The 16,490-nt window shown below is 67.1% G+C and carries 17 protein-coding genes and 1 tRNA gene; 9 read left to right on the top strand and 9 right to left on the bottom strand.

Annotation, left to right across the window (positions count from 1 at the left end; translation table 11 throughout):
• Positions 1-69 precede the first annotated feature (69 nt).
• Both A4X16_RS10095 and A4X16_RS10105 read left to right on the top strand, forming a co-directional pair.
• Positions 70-2,460 (top strand): S8 family serine peptidase, encoded by a 2,391-nt coding sequence (locus tag A4X16_RS10095; protein ID WP_082914408.1) that lies wholly within the window; start codon positions 70-72, stop codon positions 2,458-2,460.
• Positions 2,461-2,890: 430 nt separating this feature from the next.
• Positions 2,891-3,271 (top strand): hypothetical protein, encoded by a 381-nt coding sequence (locus A4X16_RS10105; RefSeq protein WP_067120144.1) that lies wholly within the window; start codon positions 2,891-2,893, stop codon positions 3,269-3,271.
• A 2-nt stretch (positions 3,272-3,273) separates the two neighbouring features.
• On the opposite strand, the gene A4X16_RS10110 is transcribed toward A4X16_RS10105, so the two are convergent.
• Positions 3,274-4,239, bottom strand: coding sequence for an AAA family ATPase (locus A4X16_RS10110; RefSeq protein ID WP_067120146.1), 966 nt, complete (start codon positions 4,237-4,239; stop codon positions 3,274-3,276).
• 109 nt (positions 4,240-4,348) lie between these two features.
• Here A4X16_RS10110 and A4X16_RS18410 point away from each other — a divergent pair, with 109 nt between their 5' ends.
• Entirely contained in the window at positions 4,349-4,600 is a 252-nt protein-coding gene (locus tag A4X16_RS18410) for a helix-turn-helix domain-containing protein (RefSeq protein ID WP_269454904.1), read from the top strand.
• 491 nt (positions 4,601-5,091) lie between these two features.
• Here the strand turns inward: A4X16_RS18410 and A4X16_RS10120 are convergent, their stop codons facing one another.
• The gene (locus tag A4X16_RS10120) at positions 5,092-5,877 is read right to left on the bottom strand and encodes a hypothetical protein (RefSeq protein WP_067120150.1); all 786 of its coding nucleotides are present in this window, start codon (positions 5,875-5,877) and stop codon (positions 5,092-5,094) included.
• A 165-nt stretch (positions 5,878-6,042) separates the two neighbouring features.
• On the opposite strand from A4X16_RS10120, the gene A4X16_RS10125 reads away from it, so the two are divergent.
• Together A4X16_RS10125 and A4X16_RS17835 are read left to right on the top strand one after the other, a co-directional pair.
• Positions 6,043-7,011, top strand: a complete 969-nt coding sequence (locus A4X16_RS10125; protein ID WP_067120152.1) for a hypothetical protein — start codon at positions 6,043-6,045, stop codon at positions 7,009-7,011.
• A 152-nt stretch (positions 7,012-7,163) separates the two neighbouring features.
• Positions 7,164-7,388, top strand: a complete 225-nt coding sequence (locus A4X16_RS17835) for a hypothetical protein (RefSeq protein ID WP_157560117.1) — start codon at positions 7,164-7,166, stop codon at positions 7,386-7,388.
• 7 nt (positions 7,389-7,395) lie between these two features.
• Here the strand turns inward: A4X16_RS17835 and A4X16_RS10130 are convergent, their stop codons facing one another.
• Complete coding sequence (locus A4X16_RS10130; protein ID WP_231880329.1) at positions 7,396-7,617, bottom strand: hypothetical protein; 222 nt, start codon at positions 7,615-7,617, stop codon at positions 7,396-7,398.
• Between the two features lie 236 nt (positions 7,618-7,853).
• Here A4X16_RS10130 and A4X16_RS10135 point away from each other — a divergent pair, with 236 nt between their 5' ends.
• Complete coding sequence (locus A4X16_RS10135) at positions 7,854-8,192, top strand: hypothetical protein (RefSeq protein WP_067120154.1); 339 nt, start codon at positions 7,854-7,856, stop codon at positions 8,190-8,192.
• 125 nt (positions 8,193-8,317) lie between these two features.
• Here A4X16_RS10135 and A4X16_RS10140 read toward each other — a convergent pair.
• The 4 genes from A4X16_RS10140 to galU form a co-directional block, all read right to left on the bottom strand.
• Positions 8,318-8,390: transfer RNA gene (locus A4X16_RS10140), tRNA-Ala, on the bottom strand.
• Between the two features lie 51 nt (positions 8,391-8,441).
• On the bottom strand, positions 8,442-9,293 hold the full coding sequence (locus tag A4X16_RS10145) for a hypothetical protein (RefSeq protein ID WP_067120156.1): 852 nt from the start codon (positions 9,291-9,293) through the stop codon (positions 8,442-8,444).
• A gap of 81 nt (positions 9,294-9,374) precedes the next feature.
• Positions 9,375-9,986 carry a GNAT family N-acetyltransferase gene (locus A4X16_RS10150; RefSeq protein ID WP_067120211.1) on the bottom strand — a complete coding sequence of 204 codons (612 nt, stop codon included), beginning with the start codon at positions 9,984-9,986 and terminating at the stop codon, positions 9,375-9,377.
• A gap of 44 nt (positions 9,987-10,030) precedes the next feature.
• The gene (gene galU, locus A4X16_RS10155; RefSeq protein ID WP_067120158.1) at positions 10,031-10,918 is read right to left on the bottom strand and encodes a UTP--glucose-1-phosphate uridylyltransferase GalU; all 888 of its coding nucleotides are present in this window, start codon (positions 10,916-10,918) and stop codon (positions 10,031-10,033) included.
• 40 nt (positions 10,919-10,958) lie between these two features.
• Here galU and A4X16_RS10160 point away from each other — a divergent pair, with 40 nt between their 5' ends.
• The 3 genes from A4X16_RS10160 (at position 10,959) to mscL (ending at position 12,335) form a co-directional block, all read left to right on the top strand.
• Positions 10,959-11,555, top strand: coding sequence for a 5-formyltetrahydrofolate cyclo-ligase (locus tag A4X16_RS10160; RefSeq protein ID WP_067120160.1), 597 nt, complete (start codon positions 10,959-10,961; stop codon positions 11,553-11,555).
• A gap of 17 nt (positions 11,556-11,572) precedes the next feature.
• Entirely contained in the window at positions 11,573-11,851 is a 279-nt protein-coding gene (locus A4X16_RS10165) for an FmdB family zinc ribbon protein (protein ID WP_067120162.1), read from the top strand.
• A 61-nt stretch (positions 11,852-11,912) separates the two neighbouring features.
• The gene (gene mscL / locus A4X16_RS10170) at positions 11,913-12,335 is read left to right on the top strand and encodes a large conductance mechanosensitive channel protein MscL (protein WP_067120164.1); all 423 of its coding nucleotides are present in this window, start codon (positions 11,913-11,915) and stop codon (positions 12,333-12,335) included.
• Between the two features lie 76 nt (positions 12,336-12,411).
• Here mscL and A4X16_RS10175 read toward each other — a convergent pair whose 3' ends face one another.
• A complete protein-coding gene (locus tag A4X16_RS10175) occupies positions 12,412-12,612 on the bottom strand; it encodes a hypothetical protein (protein WP_067120166.1) in 201 nt (66 codons plus the stop codon).
• Complete coding sequence (locus tag A4X16_RS10180; RefSeq protein ID WP_067120168.1) at positions 12,605-16,288, bottom strand: ATP-binding protein; 3,684 nt, start codon at positions 16,286-16,288, stop codon at positions 12,605-12,607. The genes A4X16_RS10175 and A4X16_RS10180 overlap by 8 nt, the downstream gene beginning before the upstream one ends.
• Positions 16,289-16,490 lie beyond the last annotated feature (202 nt).

Below are 16,490 nucleotides of genomic sequence, written 5' to 3' on the forward strand. Positions count from 1 at the left end.
TCGCCGCTCCCCAGTCGGGTTCGATGTCATTCCGTTTCGCCGTTCCATTCGTCTGGATATGATCCGGTCATGGCGGATCACCTGCGCCTCAATGGCGTAACACCGATGACAACGAAGCGACGGACGAACCGGCGCCCGGGCTCGACTCCGTTCGATCCCGATGAGCACCGCGAGCATGTCTTCAGCATCATGAACGACCTCGATGATGCGATGCCCGGCCTGTTCGACGACCTCGCCTCTGAGCCCTCGGCCGAGGATCTCGGAGAGATCGTCCTCAAGGTCACGGGTAGCGCTCAGTTCTCGCCCACGGAGTTCTCCGCGTTGAAGATGAGCCCGCTGGCGGGCAACGAAGACAAGCACTTCTTCGTGCTCACCAACCAGGAGTCTCGCGCGCTCTTCCACCAGCTCGCGGAAAAGTACTCGGCGGATGCTTCGGACTGGGAGGACCCGAAGGCGTGGCGCACGATGCTCGAGAAGGTGCAGAACATCGAGCTGTACGGTCGTGACGACCGCGTCGGCCCCAGTGCGATCCAGCCTGAAGGCGACAGCGTCGCCACCATCGACATCGTGCTGTGGCCCACCTCTGTCATGAACAAGAGCGCCGAGAAGGTCGGGAGAGAGCGAGTCCGAGCGATACGGTCGTTCATCCAAGCCTCCGACCCGACAGACGGGCGGGTGGAGGTCGTGTACTCCGACGACCGGGACCCCGACACTCTGCAGGTGCGGGCCACTGTGAGCGCGCAGGTTTTCGACATGATCGCCGAGCACCCGTACGTGGAACGCATTCAGGGTCCACTAGTGGCGGCGGTCACCCAGAAAGACATCTTCGAGAGCTCAGCCCCTACCCAGCCGCCGCTGCCGGAGGGGACTCCCATCGGGATCATCGACGACCTCATCGTCGATGCCAATCCTTGGTTGCGTGACGTCGTCGTCGCTCAACGAGATTTCCCGGCGGGCTACGTGTTCGGCTCGGCTACCCGTCATGGCACGCAGGTCGCCGGCCTCGCCGCCTGGGGTGACATCGCACCCCTGCTTGCAGACCCTGACTACGACGGGCAGCCATTCCCGCTGTACCTTGCTCGCGTTGCGCAGATGAACTCCCACGGGGAAACCCAACTCGTCGACAACGCGGAGAAACAGCTCGAGGACGCCTTGCGATGGCTCCACGAGCAGGGAGTCCGCATCGTCGTGTTCGCTCTAGGGAAGGAAGAGCCGGACGGCGGAGCGATCCCTGAGATCCTGTCCTCGACGCTGGATCGCGTATCCACCGAACTCGAAATGGTCCTCGTCACGGCTGCCGGAAACCTGAAAGAAGCCGCCGGGCACTGGCTGAATGACTACCCCAGCTACCTCATCGACTCCTCCGCCAAGGTGGCGGCACCGGGGAGCGCCGCCACCGCCGTCACTGTCGGTTCCCGCGCGCACGCGGATGTCGTCGACACCTCGTCCAGCCCCTACGGACAGCCCATCGCTAGCGCAGGCAAGGCTGCGCCTTTCAGCCGGACAGGACCATCTCGAGCGACGAACGCAGCCGGGCGGCAGAAGCCCGAGTTCGCCAGTTACGGCGGCAGCTGGGGTTACGACTCGTCCATCGACCAGATCATCCGTGACAACGCCGGACTTGCAATCCCCACCCTGATTCCGCCGGTCAACGGCCGAAACTTCGGCTTCGCAGCCGGAACCAGCTATGCGGCACCTCGAGTCGCTCACGAGCTGGCTCGCATCAAGACGCGGTACCCGGATGCGGGGCCGAATCTCCTTCGCGCACTCCTCGCGCTGTCCGGCGACCAGCTCCCCACAGGGGTGAAGAACCCTAACGAAGTGATGTCTGGGGTCTTCGGAGTCCCGGATGCCGACCGGGTACTGGAGAGTGTCGGCAACTCGGTCATCTTCGTCTATGAAGGCGTCATCGCGACGAACTCCCACCTGGCAATCGAACTGCCGATCCCGGAGCAGTTCGCCACGGGCTTCTCGCAGCGTGAGGTGCGTATCGCGCTCGCGTTCGATCCGCCCACTCGCCGCAGCCGGCGCGATTACGTTGCTGGCAACATGACCTTCGAACTGATCCACCGCGAGCCGCTCTCTGCAATTCAAGCGGCCTATGCCAAGCAGCCCACCGCCAAGCAGCTCGCCGCAGACCCCTCGCTGACCTTCGTTCCGGCGATGAAAGGCTTGCCGATGTCCCCGCCGAAGACGCGCTTCAAGTCCTCGACGCTGATCTGTCGTGAGTACTCGAACCCCGTCCGCGGCTGGGACCCGGACGACCAGATCTACCACCTCGTCGTCACCCATGAGCCGAGCCCCTGGACTCCTGCGCAGAAGGACGAGTACAAGGAGCAACGGTTCGCTGTGGCCGTCCGCCTCGTCGACCACGGCCGCCCGGAGCTCGACCTGTTCGGACTCGCAGAGGCTCAGCTGCAAGCACGTACCCGCGGCCGCGCACAGGGACAGACGCCATGACCCGGGTGCACGATAACCACCCGTGGCGACAGACACCCCCTCCCCCGTTCTTTGAGGAGACGCTGCAAGAGGGCAACGTCGTCGAAGACAAAGCTCACGGTCAGTTGGTCATCACCTACCAGGGGCCGTGCCCGTGCTGCCTGGGGCAGACGGTGTCGAAGACTCCGTTGACCGTGATCCCGAGCGACGACCAAGGCATCCGCGGACAGAGCGCCGGTCAGCCTTTCACTGTGACGATGCAATGCGCCTGCGTCACCGTCCACCCGGACACCCCGGCAGGGATGAGTGGCTGCGGACATGAGTGGGAAGTGACGGTGCGATGATGCGAGAGTTAGAGATCATCTCGGGTCGGCGGGCAACTCCCGCAGGAGTCGAACAGCTGCAGCGCATCCGACAGATGCAACGCAGCCAACTGTATGCAGTGCGAGCCATGGCGCAGAACTGGCGCAACGGCGTCGGTTTGGTCGCAGTCGCCGGCGGCGCCATCACATTCCTCGCAGGTCCCGACGTCCTCAAAGAGGCAAGCCGCACATCCGTCGTGGACGGCGCCTATCTCTTGCTCTTCGGAACGGTCGCCACCGTCATCGCCGTCATCCTTGCGATGCGCGCGTCATTCGGCTGGCCGCTCCGGCTGAAGATCGTCGATGAGGACACTCTCACCAACTGGGAAGCCGAAGAAACGAATCGGACTGTCTGGCTTCTGCGTATTTCGATGGTCCTCAGCGCGCTTGCGCTCATCATCTTCGCGCACGCGAGCGCGGTCCTCGTATTCAATGTGCCGTTCTATTGGCACTTCTGCGACTGGGCGTAGCCCTACCAGGGGCGTTCGACGGTCTCGCGGAGCGCGAAGTCGATGTCGGCCTGCCGGATGCCCTTGTTCTTCTCGAGCAGTGAGTGACGAGCGGCAGAGTTTGCGAAGTACTCCACCGCTGCATGCGGCAGGCCTTCGAAGCGGTCCACGTACTGTTGCGCGAGCGCGAACCCGTCAGCGGACAGCAGCCGACGGAGCAGCTCTCGTGTCTCGTCGGCGCTGGGAAGCCCGAGTTCGATGACAGCATCGAACCGCCGCCAGAGCGCCGCATCGAGGATCTGTGAGTGGTTGGTCGCCGCGACGATGAGCGAGGGTCCCGTATAGGCGTCAATCTGTTGCAGTACGGCATTGACCACTCGGCGCAGCTCACCATGATCCGAGACGTCCCCGCGCATCTTCCCGAGCGAGTCGAACTCGTCCAGGAACAGCACGTATGAGCCCGTCGAGGCGAAAGCGAACAGGTTGCTGAGGTTCGTCGCCGTCTCGCCGAGGTAGCTGGACATCAGACCTTCGACCCGCGCGGTCACAAGCGGCCGCCCCAGGTCATGAGCAAGGGCAGATACCGCCGAAGTCTTCCCGCACCCGGGAGGGCCCGACAGGAGCACACGATTGCGTCTCGGGAGGTTTGCCGCGTCCAGTGCCGGCCAATGGTGCACTTCGTTGACGAGGCGCTTCAAGGTAACTTCCACATTGGGCGCGAGCACCAAATCGTTGATGTACCGATCCGGGTACTCCACCCGCGCCAAAGGCAACGAGCTGTCCCGGTCGACGGGAGGTTCCGGCATCGCGGGACCATCGACCACGCCGACGGAAGAGTTTGCGGCCAAGAGCGTACGGAGCTCTCGGGCAAGGACCGTATGGCGCTTGCTTTCTTCCTCTTGGATGATGGCCTGCACTGCCCGGCGGAACTTGAGATCGTCACGATCCCCGTATGCGGAGATCATGTCGCGAATGTGCCGTCCAGCCATGGTTACACTCTACCCTCTCGTCGCCTGAACATCTAGATTTTCAGTGCTATTTCTTTGCTACCATGAACACATGGTCGGTCGTCGCCCGAAGTCAGAATTTGCCTACTCTATGCGCAGTGACCGTCTTCGAACTGTGCTACTGAACCAGCGTAAAAAAGTGCTACATCTTTCACGAGCCGAATTGTCGGAGCGTGCGTCCGTGAGCGTGTCCACGATCCGCGCCATCGAGGAGGGGCGGACCGTCGACCCTGGGCTCTTCACCGTGATTTCCCTGGCCGTGGCGCTTCAGATTGACCTCGGACCGATGATGACCAGCGTCACCGGCCCGATCCGTCACAAGCCGCTCCACGACACCGACTGAGCGCCTAGCTACGGCTGCGATGACCTCCGGCTTTCGCTAGACGGTCGCTCTTGGCGCGCACGCGACCGAATCGCTAGGGTCAAGCGCGTGGCCCTAGAAGCAGAGTTGCTGTGCCAAGGAAGTACTGAAGATATCGCCCTCGCGCTCCTGCGCAGTTTCGGGTGCGAAGGGGAATTCGTCAATGCTCACAGCATCATGGTGGTGACGGACCAGAGGTTCTCGTCGGAACCCGACGTTGCAGCGCTCGTCGGGCAAGAACCCAGCAAGCCACCGCACCGTCCACTTCGACGACCCTGCGGAAGCGGCGGAGATCGTCCAGTTCGCTGACCTGCTTCTGCGGATGCTCACCCGAGCGGCTGCGCCGAGCGTATAGCCACCTTCGCACGAGTGTGGGCGTAGCGAGCGGCCGCCCGCGGTAGATTCCGTGAGCGACTTCTTGCATCAGCTCAGGGCGTTCGATCCAGTCGGCAACCAGACCCGCAGATGGACGGTCAGGTGGCGGACGCTCGCTGCTGGTACTGGGCGAGAGCTCCGTCGAATGTCTCGAGAGCGGTGCGAACCAGCGCACTCACCAATGCCCAGCTCGATGTGGCGCGATGAATGTTGGCGTTGCCGCCGCCGATCTGGCGATGTTGGAGAGCCATCACGGCGGCGGCGGAATTCCCGTGAGCGAGAGAGCTGCACAGACGCCAAGCGAGAAGCGTCGAGGGCTGCTGGGAGATCTTCAGGCTTCGCTCCACGGCGGTGAGCATGTCCGTGTGGCTGAGGCGGGGCACGTCGAGCGATGACTGGTGGAGCCCTTTGACCTTGCGTCGCAGGCTGTCAAGGTGATCGTGGCGCTGGAGGTCCCAGTCTGTTGCCGCATGCCCGGCGGCTGAGGCGAACTCTGCGCTGTCGCGTTGGTCCCACGATGCGGTGCGCAGTGCGCGCAAGACGCGACGGTTGCTGACGTTGGGCTGGAGCAGCCAGTACGCCGTCGCAGATGTCTCCAGTGCCGCGCGAATCAGAACGTAGCCCGCGTAGTTGGGCAGACCATGACCCGCCACGAGGTGATCGAGCGCTACGAGATGCTCTGCGGCGAGCTGCAGCTGGAATCGCACCTGGTACGAGATAGGGCTGTAATCGGTGCGTTCGTCTTCTCTTGCCAACATCCCGTCGGGTGTGACGATCACAGCCAGCGCTCGAGACCTCATCTCGTGGATGCGTGGCCGCAGCGAGTCGTACTGTTCTTGCCCGTATCGTTCGAGATCGGGGTTGACGAAAGAATCTTCTGCCATGCACCCGTTCTAGCAGCGCCGGCAAGAACGACTCGATTGGCCCCTCTCAATTCCCCCGCTCTCCCGCGGGTCTGTCACTTCTGCGGCGAACAACGACGGCTCGCCTGCCAGCGAGTCGGTCATACTGGGCGGGTGGCCCCCTCCCCGATCTATACGAGCGAGCCCATGGTGACTCGCGCTCTCGCTGCCGAGATCAGACATCACCCGACCGCATTACAGGATTTCTTAGAGGGCTTGAGCGACAAGCGGCCGTTCGGGCTTCTGCAGCGAGTGCGTTGCGAAGCAACCGCCCGCGTCGACGTCCTCCTCGAGTTCGAACAAGCCGACGGCACGCCGCTCTCGGTCGGACTTGAAGCGAAGTTCGACCACGAGCTCACCCGCGCTCAGATCCGCAAAGAGGCCGACGCCGTCCAGCAGCTCTTCGTCGTTGTCCGCGACACCGACGGCGTGCCTCATTGGCTCGCCGAGGACTTCCCTACGGTGCCCGTGATCAGTTGGCACGACCTGCTGAAGCGTTTCCCTGATTCGAGAATCACAACGGACGACCTGGATTCGATTCGCACTCCGAAGGCAGCCGTCGAAGCGCATTTCACGCGCCTCAAACCCCACCTTGACCAGCGGCTGGACGGGTGGGCTATCGATCCTCGCCGTAACGGCAGCGGCAATCCTTCAATCGTTTTCGGGTCGCCGCCGCTGCCGGATGGCCGCACTCTTCGCGGGCAGATCCAGGTCACCGGACGAGGCATGCCAAAGCACGCTGAGGACCTCCGGCTCGAAAGCCACATGGGCATCTCGGTGGTCGAAGACGAGTCGAACTACTTCGACCCGAAGCTGTCGCCCGACGTCCCGGCTTGGATCGAGAGCCTCAGGACACTTCAGCGGGAAGTCCTCGACGGGCACGAGGACCGATTGCTGATCAGCCGGCGCGCACCAGGAGTGAGCTCGCGAGACCTCGGGCAGTGGAAGAAGCCACTGGCGATAACGCACCTCGAAGAGGACGCCCACCTCGCCAAAGGCTACGTCGATTGGGCCATAGGCCCAAAGACAGCCCCCGTGCCACTAGAACGCTTGGATGAGCTCGCGGCTATCACGGTTGAGGTCTTCGAACGGTGGCATGCGGCCGAGTCAGGTTGAAGCGGCTCGCTCACCGGTCCGTCGCAGGCCTTGGGGACGAGAGCACGACCTCGGGAATGCTGCCCGTTGATTGAGTAGACCTAACTACAGAATCCAGGACAGCAATATCGTAGATCCTGCAGGCCGCCGCCCGCGCTGCATACGCTCGCCCAATGACGTTCGATCCTGATCAGTGGGACGACATCCTGGATGAAGCAACGAGGAACGTCAGAGCCGCAGACAAGAGGTTCCGCGCTTCGTGCGTCGGCGCACCTGTGGAGGCAATCGTCTACGAGTTCGGGATCAGCGGACCTCTCGTGGACCTCGACGATGACGATCTGCGCGCGTACGCGGAAGCGGTCTCGACCGGTCGGCCGTTCCCCTTGCCCATCGCCTAACTCACACTCACTCGTAGCTGCGGTGCACGTGCCAGCCGTGCTCTGCCTTGAACACGTCGAAGACGAGCGACAGCCCGTCGTCGTCCGTGCCTTGGAAGCGCCAGCCGTAGAGCCCGGCATTGCCCTCGCGGGGCGCGACCCAGATGGAGTGACAAAGGCGAGTGGGAGTATCCGTCACCTTCCAGCGGCGACCTGCAAAGACCATCCTGGCGGGAATGTCGTCGGCCATCCATAGGGTCGCAGGAAGGTGAGCAGTCGAAGGTCTCATGATCCGAGAATAGAACATAGATTCGAATGTTGCTAGCCTAGTGACGGCCGGAGAGAGGATGCCGGCGTGGGATCGAGCAAGAGGTTGGCGGCGTACTACGACATGCGTTCCCAGCATGAAGAAATCCTGCGTGCCGCTCGCGCGGGGCCATTGCAATCGCTCACTGACCGCGAGCTCGCGTTTTCGCCAACTACTCCATGAGCGCCATCGTGTTCGGCGAAATTGCCGCCCTGACCCCCGTGTTCGGATGGGCGGTCGGCATGAAGATCTTCATCAGCGTGCTCGGGTCGCTGGGGGTGCTCACCATCATCGGCTCCAGCATCTTCGCCTTCAGGGTGGCGAAGGCAGACCAGGAGAGCAACGAGGCTATCGAGACGCTCCAGAAGAAGGCCGAGGCGCTACAGGAACTATCGGAGGAGCAGTTCCAGATGTCCCTGGAAGACCTGCAGATGAAGCTCGCGATCACCGGATGGGGGCTCCTGCACATCGCCAACTGGATGCGAGCCAAGACAAAGCTGCCTGATACCGCAGCCTAAAACGGCACGTCGCCCGTTCGTCCCCTAGAACGAGAAAAGCCACCGGAATCCGGTGGCTTTTCTCGTTTGACCTGGCATTCTGAGATACGGGAACAAAAATCCCGAGATACGCGAATACCCCCCGGTGGACCTAAGGGGATTCGAACCCCTGACCTCCTCGATGCGAACGAGGCGCGCTACCAACTGCGCCATAGGCCCGTGAACCTCGTCTACGTTATCACGCTCGACGCGGCGCTCGAACCGGACGGCTCATCCCGCGGCCCGCTTCGCGAGCAGCTCCCGCACGTGCGCCTCGATCTCGGCGTCGTCGACGAATCCCATCCGCGCGTAAGGGGAGCTCGCCGCCGGCAGCTGCACCGGTGCGGCGGGAGCCATCTGCTCCGCGCGCTCCCGGAGTGCCGCGACCCTCGCCGCCTTGCGACGCTCCTCCTGAGCGTCGATCTCCGCCTGTGCGGTCTGGGCGCGCGAACCGGCCACCGACACGAGCGGCTCCGGAAGAGGTCGAGGCGTCCAGGTCGCACGCCCCTGGTCGTGCAGGGCGGGGGCGACGCGCGGAGCCTCGGCGGCGGCGACGACCGCCTGCGCGGGTCGCCGTGCCGCGCGGTGCGCCACGGACGCCATGCGCTGCAGCATCACCCCTGCGACGATCGAGAGCGCGACTCCCGTCCACAGCAGCAGCTGAGCCTGCACGGCGATCAGCTGCCAGACCCCCACGCCGACGAGCGCGACGCCGGCGAGCAGCACCGCGGTCGCGGACATCCGCACCCGCCGCCGGGCTCTGGCCTGACGGACGGCGGGGTCGGCGCGCGTGGCGGCGAGCTCCTCGCGCAGCAGGGCGAGCTCGGCCGCCTCCTTCTCCGCCTGCAGCCTCTTGGCGAGCTTCTGCTGGGCGAGGGCGGTGCGGGCGTTCAGCTCGAGGTGCACCTCCGCCGGCGTCTCGCTGGTCTCGGCGAGCACGCGCAGCGCCTGATTGAGTCGCACGGCGTTGCGTTCGGCGGCGTTGTACTGGAAGCGTCCGCGCCAGGAGGGCAGCAGATAGAGCATCCACAGGAGCACGGCGACGAGCACGATCACTCCCCCGCTCAGCACCGGCCCGTCCATGTCGACAACGGTACGGGAACACACGGTCCTCGGCGGCCCAGTGCGGGCGCGTGTCGCGACGAGTTCCGGCGGCACCGGGGATCAGAGGGCGAGGCGGTCGGACGGCGGCACCGTCGCCGCATCCGGAGGGACCTGCCCGTTCAGCCAGCGTGCGAGAACGCCCTGCGGCACGTCCTCGCGAGTGAGCGCGAACGCGTAGTGGTCGCGCCAGTCGCCGTCGATGTGGATGTACCGCCGGCGCAGACCCTCGTAGCGGAACCCCAGCTTCTGCACGACGCGCAGGCTGGCCGCGTTCTCGGGGCGGATGCAGATCTCCATCCGGTGAAGGCCGTACTCGGTGAAGCACGCATCCGTCGCGAGGGCCACCGCCGTGGGCGTGATGCCCTTGCCTGCGAAGCGCTCGCTCACCCAGTAGCCGATGGTCGCGGAGCACAGCGACCCTCGTGCCACCCCCCACACGTTGAGCTGGCCGGCCACCTCGCCCTCGTACTCCATCACGAAGGGGTAGCCGCCGCCGTCGCGGTACTGCTGGAGCAGACGACGGATGCTGAGGCGCATGTCGAAGGACACGGCCCCGTACGGGACCGTGGCCTCCCACGGCTGCAGCCACGAGCGGTTCGCCAGCAGCTCGTGCTGCAGGGCCCGCGCGTCGCGCGATCGGACGAGTCGCAGCTCGATGGAGCCGTGCCGCATCCCCGTCGCCTGATCCATCATGCGCTCCGACGTCGCGATGACGCCTAGAGGCGCTCCGCGAACTCCTTCAGCCACGGCCGCAGCTCGGGACCGAGGTCCTCGCGGTCGGAGGCCAGCTGGACGATGGCCTTGATGTAGTCGACGCGGTCGCCGGTGTCGTAGCGACGTCCGCGGAAGATGACGCCCGAGACGCCGGGGCCGTCGGGGTCGGCGGCGAGCTCCTGCAGAGCGTCCGTCAGCTGGATCTCTCCGCCCTTGCCCGGCTCGGTGCGCTCGAGGATGTCGAAGATCGACGCGGGCAGCACGTAGCGGCCGATGATGGCGAGGTTGGAGGGCGCGTCCTCCTGCGCGGGCTTCTCGACGAGACCCGTCACGCGCACGGCATCCGATCCCTCGATCTCCTCGACGGCGGCGGCGCCGTACATGTGGATGCTGGCGGGATCGACCTCCATCAGGGCGATGACGGCAGCGCCGGTGCGCTCGTGCTCGGCGATCATCTCGGTGAGCAGCGGATCGCGCTCGTCCATGAGGTCGTCGCCGAGCAGCACCGCGAAGGAGCTGTCGCCGACGTGGGTCCGCGCCCGCAGCACCGCGTGGCCGAGGCCCTTGGGCTCACCCTGGCGCACGAAGTGGATGTCGGCGAGGTCGCTCGACTTCATCACGCGCTCGAGACGACTCATGTCGCCCTTCTCGGTGAGCTTGACCTCGAGCTCCGGCACGGAGTCGAAGTGGTTCGAGATCGCGTTCTTGTTGCGCCCGATGATGACGAGGATGTCCTCGATGCCGGCGTTGGCCGCCTCTTCGACGACGTACTGGATCGCCGGCTTGTCGACGACCGGCAGCATCTCCTTCGGCATCGCCTTCGTCGCGGGCAGGAATCGTGTCCCCAGTCCTGCGGCGGGAATGACGGCTTTGATCTTCTGATGGCCCATCGTCCCAGCCTACCGGTGGAGCCGCCGTAGACTCGGAGCCATGGCGAACGACGTCGAGCACGAGAAGCGCGCGCTGCGCGCCGAGCTCCGCGAGAGGCGGCAGCTCCTGAGCGAATCGCAGCGGGAGGACGCCTCCGCGGCGATCGCGCAGCGTCTCGACGACCTCGTGGAGTCCGTCGGCGCGCGCTCGATCTCCTGCTTCCTCTCCACCTCGACCGAACCCGACACCCGGGAGTTCGTGACCGCGGCCGTGCGCCGCGGCATCCGCGTCCTGCTGCCGGTGACGCGCGCGGACGGACTGCTCGACTGGGCGGTCGCGACCGACGACGGAGAGATCGCCGAGGGGCTCTTCGGCCTGCCGGAGCCGACCGGCGAGGTGCTCGGCCCGATCGCGGTGAACGACGTCGACCTCATGATCATCCCCGCCGCGGCGGTCGACCGGAGCGGGATGCGCATGGGCTGGGGTCGCGGCTACTTCGACAAGACGATCGGATCGATGGAGAAGTGCCCTCCCGTCTACGCGGTCATCTATGATTCCGAGGTACTCGACGTCCTGCCGAGGGAGGTCCACGACCAGCCGGTGACCGGCGCCGTGACTCCCACGCAGACCCTGCTCCTGTCGCCGACGCGACGCTGACCCCCGCGAGGATCGCCATGCCCACCTACGCCTACGCCTGCCGCTCCTGCGGTCACGCCTTCGACGCCGTCCAGAGCTTCTCCGACGACGCCCTCACCGTCTGCCCCGAGTGCGGTGGAGAGCTGCGCAAGCAGTACGGCTCGATCGGCGTCACCTTCAACGGCTCCGGCTTCTACCGCACCGACTCGCGCTCGGGGGCGAAGTCCGGCTCCTCGGCGCCCGCCTCCGCTCCGTCGACGTCCGAGTCGTTGTCGAGCGCGAAGCCCGCACCGGCGGCCGCCTCGGCATCCTCCTGACGGGCATCCGTCGTCCGCATCACCACCGAATCGCACCACCACCGACCGATCGGAGAATCGCATGTTCAAGGGTTTCAAGGACTTCCTCCTGCGCGGCAACGTCATCGACCTCGCCGTCGCCGTCGTCATCGGCACCGCGTTCACGGCCATCGTGACCGCCGTCGTGAACAGCGTCATCAACCCGCTGGTGTCGCTGTTCTTCAAGGCCGACGCCGCGGGCGACTTCGGTCCTCAGATCCGCAGCATCTACGGCGACATGGTCACGTTCCCGCTCGGCGACCTCATCTCCGCGATCATCAGCTTCCTCGCGGTCGCCGCGGTCGTCTACTTCGTCTTCGTCCTGCCGATGAACACCTTCAAGGCGCACGTCGAGGCGCGCAAGGGCACCGCCGCCGAGCAGCCCGAGGAGGAGCCCGCCGCCGCCACCGAGGCCGAGCTGCTGGTCGAGATCCGCGACCTGCTGGCGAAGAACGTCCGCAGCTGACGCCCATCGGCGCTCATGACGAGGCGCACGGCTCCCTCGGAGCCGTGCGCCTCTCGTCGTCGGCAGGGGGCTGCCGTCAGTAGTGCGGCGGGACGTCGCGGATCAGGCGGTCGTCGTTCGGCCCCTTCGCCCCGCGGGGCGCGGGCGCGGGGCGCGGCCCGCCGGGGACGTCGGGATCCGTGTCCGTGCCGGGAACGGGGGTCAGCCGGGCTCGACGCGCACCGGCCACCCGCTCGATGCGCTGCCTGGGCGCGTCCTCGCGGGGCTCGTCAGTCATTCCGGGGGTCGACGGTGTCGATGGGCTGCGTGTCGTTGTCCGCACGCGGCGTCGACGCGGAGATGCCGAGCACGGCCGCGATCCGCGTCGCGGCGGTGGCCGGATCGCTGTACAGGTCGAACGCGTGCACGCGCACGTAGTGCCAGCCGAGCCGACGCAGGACGTGCGGACGCAGCCGCAGCGTCTCGCGCAGGGATTCGCCCCGCGACTCCGGGTCGGACTCGATCACCACGGCCTTGCCGTCGTGCTGGGCGACGAGGGGCAGCAGCCCCCGGTAGTCGACGTCGACCGCGGCACCGAGCCGACGCAGCTCCCGTGCGAGTGCGAGGGTCAGCGGATCGGCGAGGTCCTCCAGCCGGGCGTCCCGACTCCGCGTCGCGAGACCGCCGAGGATGGACATGAGGGTGGCCGCGCCGTACTCGAGCCGGCCGTCGTCGAACGCCGAGGGGCGGATCGACGACACGATCACCATCGACCGGCGAGCCCTGGTCATCCCGACCGTGAGCAGACGCTCGCCGTCGGAGGTCGACAGGTCGCCGAAGTCGCTGAGCACCCGGCCGTGCTTCGTGAGCCCGTAGCCGAGCGAGAAGATGACGCGGTCGCGGCTCTCGGCCACGGACTCCTCGAGCGTGAGCACCGCGAAGGGCTCCGCCGTGTCGCGGCCGACGAAGTCCGCGACGTCGGAGCGCCCGGCGAACGCCGAGGTGACCGCCGCGCGCACGCGCTCGGCGTGCCGACGGCTGGCGGTGACGACCATGAGGGACTCGTCAGGACGGTGCACGGCGTGTTCGACGACGAGCGTGACGACCCGTGCCACCTCGGCATCGGGGCTCTCGACCGCGCCCGACACGGGGTCCGGTGCGCCGGTCCCGCCCTCCACGTAGTCGACGGTGAGGCTTCCGCGCCCGAGGTAGGAGCCGGCCCACGGCAGCGAGACGATCTCGCCGCCGTAGAAGGCGTCGTTGATGAGCTCCGCGAGATCCTCGCCGCCCGCGCGGTAGCTGCGCGTCAGCGTCATCACCGGGAGCAGCTCGGACAGGCGCTCGAAGACCGAGACCTCGTCGAACGGGACCTCGGCCTCCCAGGAGGAGGGCGATCCGACGCCGACCTCGAAGGGCGTGGGGCGCTGCGTGACCGGATCGCCGAACGCGACCACCTGTCGAGCGCGTCGGATGGCCGGAGCGGCCTCCGCGAGGTTGATGGCGGCGGCGTCGACGAGGAGGACGGCGTCGAAGTCGACCGCGTCGGGGATCTCGGGAACGAGATAGGGCGAGGAGATCCACACCGGGGCCAGCGCGCCGACCAGCGTGGGGGCCGCGCTCACGATCTCGGCCGTCGAGGTCCCGGGCCGCGTGAGAGCCCTGCGCAGATTCTGCGACTCCTGCGGCTCGTCGACGATGGCGATCTTCCACTGGTTCGCGAGCTGCCAGGCGAGCAGCGGGCCGGCCATGGCGGCGTGCGCCTCGTCGACCAGTCGGAAATCGCGCTCGAGCCGGTCCACCACCGCGGTGTTCGCGCCGAGCAGGGCCCTGTCATCCTGCAGCGCGCGCTCGAGCAGAGACTGCCACCAGGCGAACTCGAGCTCCTCGCCGACCTGCGCCTCCGAGACGTGGCGGACCGACAGCTCGGTGAGCAGCGGCTCCAGCCCGAGTCGGGCGAGACGATCACGCAGCTGGGCGCGTTCGACGAGGTTGTCGAAGACGTCGGACTTCGCCGCGAGACCCGCGAGGATGCGCACCAGTCGGGCCACGGGGAGGGAGGCCAGGGGCTCGCGTCGTCCCAGGGCGGCGTCGAGCTCGGAGAGCTCGGCCGTGACGCGCTGCCACGCGGCGTGCACGTCGGCGAGCCCGAGCGGGATCTCCGGCGCGGCCCCCGCCTCGACGTAGCGCTGCCACTGCGTCCGCTGCGACTGGATGCGCAGCAGGGCCTCGTGCATCTCGGTGACGTGGATGCCGGGACGGACGTACTCCTTCGCGAGCCGCCGCAGACGACGTCGGTTCGCGCTCGACATCGCCGGTGCGTCGCGGCGGGAGCCGTGCGCCTGGATGAGCTCTCCGAGCGGTCGCTCGAACACGGTCGGGCTGAAGCGGTCGAGGGAATCGCGGATGCCCTGCAGCAGGCGGAGGTACTCGCCGAGCTCGTCGATCGTGGCGAACGGACGCATATGCGTCTGCGCGATCAGGGCGTAGCCGCGCTCGAGCAGCGCGGGGACGCTGTCGGCGTGCAGCCGCGCCGCGAGGTCGTGCGCCGAGCGCGCCGCCTCGGTGCTCGTGAAGGTGACGCCGTACCAGGGCGAGTCGTCGGGCCCGAAGCGGAACTCTCCGAGTCGAGCGGCCTGGGACAGCGCCTCCGCCGCCTCGGAGCGGTCGTCGGCGAGTCGTCGCAGGGTGTCGACGGTGAGCCGCGCGGTGGTGGACGGCGGCTGGGGCAGCGATGCGAGCCGGGTGAGGTGGCGCGTGGCGTCGAGCACCGAGGCGTTCGTACCGGCGACGGGCGAGGTGAGCGCCTGACGATAGTCCCGCAGCACGGTGCGCAGTCGGACCAGGGCGTCGTCGACGTCGCTCACCTTGGGCGCCGTGGCCTTCTCGTTGCGGCCGATGGCCCGCACGAGGTCTCGTCGCACGCTCTGGCTCGAGACCGCGAGGCTGTCGAGTCCGATGCCGGCCAGGCGGTGGCGGACGCCGTCGAGCGTCGACCTGCGGGCCGAGACGACGAGGACCCGCTTGCCGGCGCGCACGAGCTCGCCCAGGGCGTTGATCACGGTCTGCGTCCCGCCCGTCCCCGGGAGGGTCGCGACGGTGAGCGAGTGCCCGGCGGCGATCCGCGCGAGCACGGCCTCCTGCTCGGCATCCGCATCGAGGAGCAGGTTGTCGGATGCCGGTGCACGGTCGTCCGGGCCGGTGTGGTGCGGCGCGGGTCTGCGCGCCGACACCTGCTCGCGGTCGCCGACGTGCCCGGCGAGGGCGTTGAGCACGAGGTGATCGAGGTTGCCGCCGTCGCGCGACATCGCGCCGCCCACGTCGGCGAAGGTCGACACGACGAGGCGGGGCAGCACGGTGAAGGTCTCGATCGAGCGGGTGGTGGCCCGGAGGCTGTCGATCACCGGCTGCGGCTTGAAGATGCCTCCGTCGTAGGCCAGCGCGGCGAGGGCGGTGGCGTCGATCGTGATGCCGAAGTGCTCGCGCGCGATGCGCACGAGCTCGGGGTTCACCTCGAACACGCCCTGCAGCTTGAGCTCGAAGTCGGAGTGGTGGCGCCGGATCGCGAGCGGTCGCAGGAGGACGGGGGCGGCGAAGTCCGCGCCTCCGATGCGCCACCCTGCGACGCCGACGGCCAGATGAACCGCCTCGATGCCTCGCACCGTGCGCAGCTCGGTGTTCTTCGCCGTGATGCGCTCGGCGGCGAGTCGCGCCGTGCGCAGTCCGACCTCGTCGCGGAACAGGTTGGACAGCAGCGTCGACTTGCCGGTGATGAACTGCGGCAGGCTCCCCGGGTGCGCCTTCGAGATGTCGATCCCCGACTCCGGGGTGTCGCGGAAGGTGACCAGCGGCGACGGCCCGCCGAGATCGGCCGCCTCGGCCCGCAGGCGCGTGCGCTCGGCCTCGGCTGCATGCGCGACCTCGACGTTCGCGGGGGTCACGCGCAGATCGCTCAGGGTCACCGGGGCAGCGCTCACCGCCTCCGCAGCCTTGCTATCACGTCGCCACACACCTCACACACTAAGCGCGCGGCGCCGTCGGGCCGGTATCCCGAGCGGGTTTCACCGGATTTCCGCCGTCCGCGAGCCGTCGCCGCGTCGGGTCACCCTCTCTCCACGAAGGGCGCAGCCGCCCGGGCTCTCCCCCGACCGCGTGATGCGTGCGCTCGGCCGCCCACGA

Origin of the sequence: Microbacterium sp. H83 (assembly GCF_001650405.1) — a bacterium.
Taxonomy (GTDB): Bacteria; Actinomycetota; Actinomycetes; order Actinomycetales; family Microbacteriaceae; genus Microbacterium.

Excerpts from the sequence above, each read along its gene's own strand:
- A4X16_RS10095 (WP_082914408.1), top strand. The coding sequence starts at position 70 with ATGGCGGATCACCTGCGCCTCAATGGCGTAACACCGATGACAACGAAG.
- A4X16_RS10105 (WP_067120144.1), top strand. The coding sequence starts at position 2,891 with ATGGCGCAGAACTGGCGCAACGGCGTCGGTTTGGTCGCAGTCGCCGGC.
- A4X16_RS10110 (WP_067120146.1), bottom strand. The coding sequence starts at position 4,239 with ATGGCTGGACGGCACATTCGCGACATGATCTCCGCATACGGGGATCGT.
- A4X16_RS18410 (WP_269454904.1), top strand. The coding sequence starts at position 4,349 with ATGCGCAGTGACCGTCTTCGAACTGTGCTACTGAACCAGCGTAAAAAA.
- A4X16_RS10120 (WP_067120150.1), bottom strand. The coding sequence starts at position 5,877 with ATGGCAGAAGATTCTTTCGTCAACCCCGATCTCGAACGATACGGGCAA.
- A4X16_RS10125 (WP_067120152.1), top strand. The coding sequence starts at position 6,043 with ATGGTGACTCGCGCTCTCGCTGCCGAGATCAGACATCACCCGACCGCA.
- A4X16_RS17835 (WP_157560117.1), top strand. The coding sequence starts at position 7,164 with ATGACGTTCGATCCTGATCAGTGGGACGACATCCTGGATGAAGCAACG.
- A4X16_RS10130 (WP_231880329.1), bottom strand. The coding sequence starts at position 7,617 with ATGGCCGACGACATTCCCGCCAGGATGGTCTTTGCAGGTCGCCGCTGG.
- A4X16_RS10135 (WP_067120154.1), top strand. The coding sequence starts at position 7,854 with ATGAGCGCCATCGTGTTCGGCGAAATTGCCGCCCTGACCCCCGTGTTC.
- A4X16_RS10145 (WP_067120156.1), bottom strand. The coding sequence starts at position 9,293 with ATGGACGGGCCGGTGCTGAGCGGGGGAGTGATCGTGCTCGTCGCCGTG.
- A4X16_RS10150 (WP_067120211.1), bottom strand. The coding sequence starts at position 9,986 with ATGCGGCACGGCTCCATCGAGCTGCGACTCGTCCGATCGCGCGACGCG.
- galU (WP_067120158.1), bottom strand. The coding sequence starts at position 10,918 with ATGGGCCATCAGAAGATCAAAGCCGTCATTCCCGCCGCAGGACTGGGG.
- A4X16_RS10160 (WP_067120160.1), top strand. The coding sequence starts at position 10,959 with ATGGCGAACGACGTCGAGCACGAGAAGCGCGCGCTGCGCGCCGAGCTC.
- A4X16_RS10165 (WP_067120162.1), top strand. The coding sequence starts at position 11,573 with ATGCCCACCTACGCCTACGCCTGCCGCTCCTGCGGTCACGCCTTCGAC.
- mscL (WP_067120164.1), top strand. The coding sequence starts at position 11,913 with ATGTTCAAGGGTTTCAAGGACTTCCTCCTGCGCGGCAACGTCATCGAC.
- A4X16_RS10175 (WP_067120166.1), bottom strand. The coding sequence starts at position 12,612 with ATGACTGACGAGCCCCGCGAGGACGCGCCCAGGCAGCGCATCGAGCGG.